The sequence below is a fragment of the uncultured Turicibacter sp. genome (assembly GCF_938044715.1).
GTDB classification, from domain to species: domain Bacteria; phylum Bacillota_I; class Bacilli_A; order MOL361; family Turicibacteraceae; genus Turicibacter; species Turicibacter sanguinis.
The window spans coordinates 18,498-27,821 of sequence record NZ_CALIOS010000064.1 but is presented as its reverse complement, the minus strand read 5'-3'; the positions used below and the strand labels follow the sequence as shown (position 1 = coordinate 27,821).

Annotated in this window: 7 protein-coding genes; 5 read left to right on the top strand and 2 right to left on the bottom strand. The window is 35.3% G+C overall.

All coding sequences use genetic code 11. The annotated features are described in order from the left end of the window. Together QWC74_RS07095 and QWC74_RS07090 are read left to right on the top strand one after the other, a co-directional pair. On the top strand, positions 1-955 hold a 955-nt coding region (locus QWC74_RS07095), incomplete at its 5' end, for a (Fe-S)-binding protein (RefSeq protein ID WP_288993962.1). Then, on the top strand, positions 952-2,112 hold the full coding sequence (locus tag QWC74_RS07090; RefSeq protein WP_288993961.1) for a SpoIIE family protein phosphatase: 1,161 nt from the start codon (positions 952-954) through the stop codon (positions 2,110-2,112). The genes QWC74_RS07095 and QWC74_RS07090, both read left to right, overlap by 4 nt. A 28-nt stretch (positions 2,113-2,140) precedes the next feature. On the opposite strand, the gene QWC74_RS07085 is transcribed toward QWC74_RS07090, so the two are convergent. Next, entirely contained in the window at positions 2,141-3,061 is a 921-nt protein-coding gene (locus QWC74_RS07085; protein ID WP_006784036.1) for an exonuclease domain-containing protein, read from the bottom strand. Positions 3,062-3,281: 220 nt separating this feature from the next. Here QWC74_RS07085 and QWC74_RS07080 point away from each other — a divergent pair, with 220 nt between their 5' ends. Both QWC74_RS07080 and QWC74_RS07075 read left to right on the top strand, forming a co-directional pair. After that, positions 3,282-5,420, top strand: a complete 2,139-nt coding sequence (locus QWC74_RS07080; RefSeq protein WP_006784037.1) for a hypothetical protein — start codon at positions 3,282-3,284, stop codon at positions 5,418-5,420. 29 nt (positions 5,421-5,449) lie between these two features. After that, entirely contained in the window at positions 5,450-6,727 is a 1,278-nt protein-coding gene (locus QWC74_RS07075; protein WP_006784038.1) for a VanW family protein, read from the top strand. Positions 6,728-6,752: 25 nt separating this feature from the next. Here QWC74_RS07075 and QWC74_RS07070 read toward each other — a convergent pair whose 3' ends face one another. After that, on the bottom strand, positions 6,753-8,456 hold the full coding sequence (locus tag QWC74_RS07070) for an NFACT family protein (protein WP_006784039.1): 1,704 nt from the start codon (positions 8,454-8,456) through the stop codon (positions 6,753-6,755). Positions 8,457-8,699: 243 nt separating this feature from the next. Here QWC74_RS07070 and gmk point away from each other — a divergent pair, with 243 nt between their 5' ends. After that, positions 8,700-9,323 (top strand): guanylate kinase, encoded by a 624-nt coding sequence (gene gmk / locus QWC74_RS07065; protein ID WP_006784040.1) that lies wholly within the window; start codon positions 8,700-8,702, stop codon positions 9,321-9,323. Position 9,324 lies beyond the last annotated feature (1 nt).

The window sequence follows — 9,324 nt, the reverse complement described above, 5'->3', positions numbered from 1 at the left end:
AATTGAAATTGTATCCGTTGATGGAATTCGTGATTGTATTGAAGTGATTGAAGGAATTGAACGAGGAGAGTTTAAAAATATTTTCTTTGAAATGAGTGCTTGTCACCATAGTTGTCTTGGGGGACCTGCTATTGGAGAAGAATGTGAAAATATCTTTAATCGTAAAATGCGAATTAAAGATTATGCGAGGCAAACTCAGCCTCTACATGAGATGAGTGAGGGCGGACGTTTGTCTCTTATTAATCTCAATCGAGTGTTTAAAAATCAATATTCTCCGATTATTCAACCAAGTGAAAAAGAAATTGAGTTAATTTTAAATAATATAGGCAAGTATTCTTCAATGGATGAGTTGAATTGTGGAAGTTGCGGGTATCCAACGTGCCGACAAAAAGCAATTGCGGTTTATAATCATATGGCGGAACCGACGATGTGCTTGCCATATATGAAGCATAAGGCTGAAACTTATTCGCATGTTATTTTTGATGTGACACCGAGTATTATTTTAGTAGTGGATAAGAGCTTAACGATTATTGATTTTAATCCAGCAGCAGAACGTTTTTTTGAAGTGAAGAAAGATCAGGCGATTGATTTGCCAGTTTCAATCTTTTTAGATGAAGCCTCTTTTTCAAGTGTTATTGAGTCAAAAAGCGATCTATTAGGGCATCGTTTAAGCTTAAATGAAAACAAAACGATCGTGATTCAAAGTATTATTTGGATTGAGCAGCAAGAAGTGATGTTATGTATCTTACATGATATGACGAGTGAGATGGCACACGAGTTAAAAATGCAGCATTTAAAAATTAACGCCATTGATATGGCCCAACAAGTTATTAATAAGCAGATGATTGTTGCACAAGAAATTGCCAGTTTATTAGGGGAGACGACAGCAGAAACGAAAGTGACGTTAACTCGTTTAAAACGATTGATTCAAGAAGATGAGGGAGGATTATCATGAGTTTTTTTATTGATTTCTCCTGGGGAAGTTTAAATAAAGTGGGCGAGGAATTGTGCGGTGATAAAGTTGAATTTTTTCGAACTCATGATAGTGTGATTGCGGTATTATCAGATGGGCTTGGTAGCGGGGTTAAGGCGAATATTTTAGCCACTTTAAGTTCAAAAATTGCTATTACGATGTTAAAAGCTGGCTTATCAATTGATGAAGTGGTGGATACAATGGTTCATACGTTGCCGGTTTGTCAGGTTCGGAAGCTAGCGTATTCAACCTTAACCATTGTTAAGATTAATCAAGATGATCAAGTCTATGTGGTAGAAATTGATAATCCGAGTTTGTTTTTTTGGCGAGATGGTGAAATTTTAAATGTTAAGGCTGAGGAGCGTGTCATTAACCAGCGGAAAATTAAAGAAAGTACTTTTAAACTTCAAGAAAACGATACATTAGTTTTAATTAGTGATGGAGTGGTTCATGCTGGAGTTGGAACGATTTTAAATTTAGGCTGGGGCTGGCATGAGGTTTCTTATTTTTTGGAATCAGTTGTCAATGAGAAGCTGTCAGCTCGTGAAATTACTAATCTATTAATTGAAGCGTGTGATGATTTATATGGTGGCAATCCCGGGGATGATACAACGGTTGTCAGTTTAAAGGTGATTAAACCGAAATGGGCGACATTATTCGCAGGACCTCCACAAAACAAAGAACAAGACCAAGAAGTCGTCCAAGCCTTAATGGAGAGTGTGGGTAAAAAAATTGTGTGTGGAGGAACAGCCGCTCATATTGTCGCTCGTGCGATTGGCGAAGAGGTAGAGACAAGTTTTTATTATATTGACTCCCACATCCCACCGATTGCTCACATTAAAGGAATTGATTTAGTCACAGAAGGAGTTTTAACGATTAAAGGAGCTGTTGAAATTTTAAAAGAAATTAAACTCTCTTCCAATTTTGAGTTATTATCCAAAAAACATGGCGCAGCGCTACTCGCAAAAATGCTATTTGAAGACTGTACGCATATCCGATTATTAATTGGGCGAGCGATTAATGCCGCACATCAAAATCCTGATTTTCCAAAAGAGTTAAGCATTAAGTTACGCGTCTTAGAAGAGTTAGAAGATATTTTAACGCAACTTGGAAAAGTAGTCGAAATGGTTTATTACTAAAAGGAGGAATCCAGCAAGGATTCCTCTTTTATTTAGTCAGTTGTTCTAAAAATTCAGATTCATTTAAAATTTGAATGGCTTGACCTTTGTAAATAAGTTCAATCGCCTTTTTTAATTTAGTGCTCATTTCGTGAGGTTGAAGCTCATACACGGCAGGATGAGACACAATTAAGAAATCTGTTTTACGTGTTACCGATGATCCAACTGTTCCACCGAGTTGAGAAATCAGTTGAATGGCACTAAGGCGTGACATTGATTTTAAGGTTCCCGTAAATACAACGGTTTTATGTTTGAATACATCAGATTTTGATGAGATAAAAGGGAGAGGGGAAGGAGTAAAATTGCGTTTTGAAGTCACCGTCTTTTTTAATTTTTTAGCAGGGATATAGCCAGCATCGTGAAGTGTACCCAGTTTTAGCCCTGCCATTTGACAAAGTTCTTCTAAATCAGCACATTGTAACTCTTCTTGCATTTTCAATACGATATTGGCACAGGCATGAGCATCAGCACTCGCATGGTGATGATTAAATTCGAGTCCTAAATGATGATTAACCGTGTTTAATTTGGCATTTTCTAAATGAGGAAAGAAATTTCTTGATAAAATCATCGTACAACCATAACGACAATTTGGGTAAGGGATGTGGTAAGCATCTAATGTATGACGTAATACACTTAAATCAAAGGCTGCATTATGTGCCATGATGATGTTATTAGTGAAATAGGGAAGTAGCTCTGGCCAAAGTTGGTCGAAAGTTTTAGCATTTTTGACATCAGAGGCGCGAATGCCATGAATCGAAATATTAATCGGAGCAAAGCGAAGTTCGTTTGGTTTGATTAGGTAGTATTTTTGTTCAATAATTTGATTATTTTTAACAACGGTTAATCCAATCGAACACGCGCTGTCACGTTTTTCATTTGCTGTCTCAAAATCTATTGCAATAAAATTCATTCTCAATCTCCTTAAGCAGTATTTCTTTTATTATAACGTGAAGAGATAAATGCGGATAGAGGCTATTTTAAACAAAATAAGTGAACATTTTTTAAAAAGACATTAAAAATGGTTTTGTTTACCAAAAAATGACATCTTTTATTTCGTCGGATTTGCTAGAATAAACTTACTATCTTCTTCATATAAATGTATCAATCAAGTACATGATGGAGGCGTTTTAATGAAGGAGTTTAAACAAGTGGGAGAGATTCAATCACTTGGAAATCAAGAGCTAATTTTAGCAAAATCAAACCTTAAGCAAGGCTATTTTTATAAAATTAAGAAGCGAGCTCAATCTCAACAATCTCAGACACATTATGTGTTGATTATTGATGGTTCAAAGTCATCTAAACAGCACTTTCATGACATCAAAAAAGCTTTAAAATGGGGATTAAAGTTTATCACTACCCATCCCAAACATCGCCTTTCACTCATTGTTTTCGAAGGGAAAAAGGAGATGAAATGGTTATTAAAAGAGGTTCAGGCCGAAGAATTGAGGCAACAGTTTGCGGATATTGAGGACGTTATTCATCATGTCTTGAGTCATTATCGGTATGCTAGTTTAATCAATGTGTTAGAGAGTGTGATGCGACAACTTGATTTTTCAATCGCGACTCAATTTATTGTTTTTTCAAGTCAAACATTTCAGTTAATGGAATATGAGATGGATTTAAAGTCATCACGTTTTCTAAAAGTGGCGACTTTGTTAAATCAGCATTCTGTTAGACTCGATATTTTAAGCTTCAATGAATGGATTCCATTGAATTTTAAGAAATGGTTAGAAGAGTTGAATCAAATGGGACAGATTCATTACTGCTTAAAAAAAAGTGATTCTATGTTTTATTTGAAAAGAATAATGAAAAATCAACGGCTGACCATTTTGCTTGAATCAGGGGAAATTTTTTTATGTCGAAAAGGAGAGCGGATTTACACAACTGAACCATTAGCCCTTGAGGTCATGGATGATGAAGTGATTGTGGCATTTAAACAGCCCTTGCAGATAAGTGATTCAATTTTAGGACGAGAGGCATCTTCATTACAAGACGTGGTGAAGGAATTTTATAATCAATTTGCGATTTATTTATTACGTTCTAAATCCATTTCACAAGCTAGTGAATTATTAGCGATTCATCAAGGTGAGATCCTCTCAAAAAGTATAAAAGAAGGATGTACTGATTCTGAAGTGTTAGAGAGTATGAGATGCCTTGCCAATTATCAATCCTTAAAAAAGGAAAGTTCACTTTCAGTTTTGAACCTATTGGAGTGTGTGATGACAGATGAAGCGTCCTCTTTGCTTTGGAATCGACATCAACCCTATGAGAATGTAACCCCAAAGATTCAAGCAGAGGAGGAAGACTTGGCCTTTTTACCAAGTTCTGTTGATTTTTTTGAAGTGGTTGATTGGATTTTTTCAAATACGAAATTAAATGTTAGCTTGAAAGTAAAAGTAGAGGGATTTGTTGAAGAGTTAACGACTGGTTTGAAAGTGGAGGCGTATCAATTTAAAACCTATACGATTTTACTAGATGGAATTTTAAGAGTTGAAGAGATTTATTGTGTCTTATCGCCAGCATTAAAGAAGCGTTGTAAAGAGCTCAAGTTGATCAAAAAAGTGCTGTATACGTTTAATCAAGAAATTTGTGTGATTAATTTAAAAAAACTTCCCATTACACACCATCTGATTTATGAAAGATATACGCCCTTAGAAGTGAGTCAGATGATTTATGAGGTGGAGCGTTTAAAATGTTGGCAAGGCGTATTAAAAGAAATGTTATTAAGAAGAAAACGTCAACTCTTCACAACACAACGACTCCAAGAAGATGCTAGGTGCTTAATTAAAAGGCGATATCATATAACGGCTTCAGGTCTTTATGTTCCGAGGGGAAAGAAGGAGAGTCCTCGGCTTGAGACAGAGTATTATTTAGCTCGCGTCGTGGAATGGAAAGCGATGGAGTTTAAAAAAGAAGCAGAGAAACGTCTGGCTTATGAGTATCTGATGAATCGAGCTTCGACTGAAGAGACTTCTTTAGAGGTTATTTTAATGGATGAGTTGAAACGTGTGAGTGAGAGACGAAAAAATTTACAAGAACAAGTGAATTTAATTCGATTAAGCGTTTCACTTCAAAAGGTTGATTTTTTTAAATGGGATGAACAGAAGGTGTTACCAAAAACTCAGATGGATTCCGTTTTTAAAATAAATACTATCTTAAGGGGGAACATGATGGTTTCAACTAAGCAATTATTGAGTTTGAAGGTGTGTGAAAATGCGTATACTGTATTAGTAAGATGTCCTGTTTCATCGTCAGGGCAAGAATGTTAGGGTAGTAAGGAATTAGGAGGATGGATGAAATGAATTCAAAAAAGAAATGGCTTATTGGGGTATTGGTTGCAGTCATTAATACGGCTTTGATTTTAGCGTATGTTGGATATCGCTACTATGAGTATTCTAAAGCTGAGGAACTCGTAATGGCGTATGAATCCGTAGCTTTTCCAAATATTTTTATTAACGATATTGATGTTTCAGAATTGACACAAGAAAAAATTGTGGAGGTTATTGAAAAAGAACTTGGAAATTTTGGACAAAGAAAAATGACTGTCGTGGTGGGGGATCAAACATTTGAACGTTCTTTGGAAGATTTTAATGTGACTTTTAATCAAGATATTGAATCATTTTCGAAAAAAATCATCGAAATTGGGAAAGATTTAGAGATTATGGAACAGGCAAGTCAAATTCAAGAACCGATGCTATATGAGTTTGAAATTGGATATAACTATGATCAAGACGCGCTAGAAAATTGGGTAAAGTCTATCGAAGAAGCTTGTTATGTTGAAAAGGTAGAACCCATTTTTGAAATGGTGTACTATGGTTCTTTTCAAATTGAAGAAGGAAGTGATGGACAGCTGATTTCAGGAGAACAGCTATTAGAGCAATTAACAGAACAACTGAAGACGATTTCAAAAGAACCCATTTATATTGAAGTCACGCCATTGATTAATCCAAGGGAAACGGATATAGAGTTATTAAAAACGATTGATACGAAAATTTCAACGTACTCATCAACTTACCCGGCAGGAATTCCAAGAGCAAAGAATGTTGAATTAGCAGCTAGTAAAGTGAATAAAACGTTATTGATGCCAAATGATGAGTTTTCATATGCAGAGAAAGTGTCACCGGTTGATGCAGCTCATGGATATGTTGACGCAACCATCTTTTTAAATGGAAAGGCTGTCCCTGGAATTGGGGGAGGGATTTGCCAAGTGTCTTCAACGCTATACAATACACAATTAGAGGCAGGGATTATTGCGACTGAACGCCGAAATCATAGCTTATCAGTTAATTATGTGCCACTTGGGCAGGATGCAACAATGGCAGATAATGCGATTGATTTAAAATTTATTAATACGTTAGATTATCCAATTTATATTAATGTCATGGCTGAATATGGGACGTTAACTGTTGAGTTTTGGTCTAATTCAGAAGCGTTAAAGGGGATCACATATAAACCAAAAACGATTGTATCGGAAGGGGGACTTCGTGCCGATACAACGCTTTATGGGTACAATGCAGATGGAGAAGTTGTTTTTGAACAATTTCTACATACAAGTAAATATAAACCACATCAATAAGAAAAGGAGCCAACGGCTCCTTTTCTTATTTTAATTTTTTTAAATTCATAATGAAGGCTTCATCTGGATCGATGTAGATTGTTTTTTGATTTTCATAGGTGACTAATCCTAAATGTGCAGCTGGAATTTTTTTAACATGACGAACGCGTGTGTAGTCAATTGGAACGCTTGATGAGAGACGTCCTTTTGAGAAGTAAGCGGCGAGTTGCGCCGCTGTTCGAATGGTTGTTTCAGAAAGTTCATCTGCATCACTACGAACTAAAACGTGAGATCCAGGCATATCTTTCGCATGGAACCACCACTCATGGCGACGAGCCAGTTTATGTGTCAGATAATCATTTTGTAAATTGTTTTTTCCAACGTAAATTTCAACGTCATCTGATGATAAGTATTTTTCGATACTTGGCTTTCCATTTGATTTTCGTTTTTTTGTTTGGCGTTTGCGTAAATAACCGGCATTTTCAAGCTCTTCTTTAATTTCGTAAGCATCTTTTAATGAGGCCGTTTCGATTTGGATTAACAGTGTTTCAAAGTATGAAATTTCAACTTCGGTTAATTCGATTTGCTCTAAAATATAGTTTACAGCATTTTTAGCTTTGTTATATTTTTGGAAATATTTTTGGGCATTATCGGAAGCCGATAGCATCGGTTCTAATTGAATATCCATCGGTTCTAGATGTTCTGAATAGAAATTTTGAACACGTATTGTGCTTGAACCACGATCAATTTGATAAAGATTAGCTAAAATTAATTCACCTTGAATTTTATACTGATCTGCTTTTTCAGACTGAATTAATTCCTCGTTTAATTTATTTAATTTCTTTATATTTTTATCGTATTCCTGTTTAATAAATCGTTCAATGTCAAAGAATTGTTGTTTAATTCGATCCCGTTCATCTTTTCCAAAATAGAAGCGATCAAACATATCAAAAAGTGTTTCACAAGGTATGAGTTGTGCTTCAAGATGGTAAAGGGGAATTAAATAGAAAGATTCTTTTTCACCAATCATGACGTGAGGACTTGGCTTTAATTTAATTTCTTGCATCACATTTTGGAAGGCGTTGAATAAATCAGTCACTTTCTCAGAGTTAGATCGATAAATGATTTCGCGCGCAATAAGAGGAGAAAGGCCAGCAAAGTGGGCGACTAACTGTTTATCATAACGTTCATCGGGATTCATAAGCTCTTCAAATTGTTTCGCATTGACTTCAAATGGATCCCGTTTATTTTGTGTGGGTGGTAAAATATAGGTCGCCCCAGGTTGTAAAGAACGATAGCGGTTCACCAATGGAGAGATATGCTTAATCGTATCTAAAATACGATGATTTGCATCCGTTAAGATTAAATTGCTGTGTTTTCCCATAATTTCGATATAGAGGAACTTAATCATTTGATCCCCAAGTTCGTTCATATGACGAATCGTAAATTTAATAATACGATCGTCATTAACTTGTTCGATGTGATAAATAATCCCACCCTCTAAATGTTTACGTAAGAACATACAAAACATTGGTGGTTCATCGGGATATTGATAATCTGATTTGGTTAGTTGAAGTCGTGCATAAGTTGAGTGCGTTGAAAATAGTAATTTTTGATTTTTTCCACCGGCACGAATTTGCATTAAAATTTCATGATTGGATAATTGATAAATTTTATTGATACGTCCAGCTACTAATTGCTCTTTTAGCGTATTAGCGACCGTCTTTGTCATGAGTCCGTCAAAAGCCATTAAAACATCACCTCGTTAAACATATTGATTTATGAAAAGTATATCATTTTTTTAAAAGCATAGACATAAAAACAAGTGAAATTTCTAATAATAAACTTATTGTGGTTTTAATTTTATAAAAGATGTCTAAAATGATTTATAAAGATTTGCGTGGAATTTATGACAAAAAAATTATTGAGCTATTTTATTTTATTTCAATTCATGCTATGATAGTGAAATGAAAGTTTAAGGAGAAGTGAATGCATGAGATTAGTAGAAAAAGGCGTACTAATAGTCATATCAGGTCCTAGTGGCGTTGGAAAAGGAACTGTGCGCGCATCAATATTCGAACAAGAAAACCATAACTTGGAATACTCAATTTCAATGACAACAAGAAAGCCACGTGTTGGAGAACAGAATGGTGTGGATTATTTCTTCGTAGAAAAAGAAGAGTTTTTAGATAGAATTGATCAAGGTCAATTACTTGAGTGGGCAGAGTTCGTAGGGAACTACTATGGGACACCACTTGATTATGTAAACCAAAAATTAGATGAAGGAAAAGATGTTGTACTTGAAATTGAAGTACAAGGTGCCCTTCAAGTTAAAAATGTAAAACCAGATGCATGCTTTATTTTTATTGCTCCTCCAAGTATGGATGAACTTCGTAATCGTATCATGACGCGTGGTACGGAAGCGATGGATGTAATCAATAAACGTATGCAAAAAGCAGAAGCTGAAATTGGATTAGCTCACGAGTATGATTATATTGTGATTAATGACACGGTTGAAAATGCTCGCGATCGAATTATGGCGATTATTGAAGCTGAACACTCACGTAGTAATCGTGTTTTAGAATATTATAATAAAAATATTGTGGAGGTTGAATAAT

What these genes read in the sequence shown, in the direction of transcription:
- QWC74_RS07075 (WP_006784038.1), top strand. Translation starts at nt 5,450, where the DNA reads ATGAATTCAAAAAAGAAATGGCTTATTGGGGTATTGGTTGCAGTCATT.
- QWC74_RS07090 (WP_288993961.1), top strand. Translation starts at nt 952, where the DNA reads ATGAGTTTTTTTATTGATTTCTCCTGGGGAAGTTTAAATAAAGTGGGC.
- gmk (WP_006784040.1), top strand. Translation starts at nt 8,700, where the DNA reads ATGAGATTAGTAGAAAAAGGCGTACTAATAGTCATATCAGGTCCTAGT.
- QWC74_RS07085 (WP_006784036.1), bottom strand. Translation starts at nt 3,061, where the DNA reads ATGAATTTTATTGCAATAGATTTTGAGACAGCAAATGAAAAACGTGAC.
- QWC74_RS07070 (WP_006784039.1), bottom strand. Translation starts at nt 8,456, where the DNA reads ATGGCTTTTGACGGACTCATGACAAAGACGGTCGCTAATACGCTAAAA.
- QWC74_RS07080 (WP_006784037.1), top strand. Translation starts at nt 3,282, where the DNA reads ATGAAGGAGTTTAAACAAGTGGGAGAGATTCAATCACTTGGAAATCAA.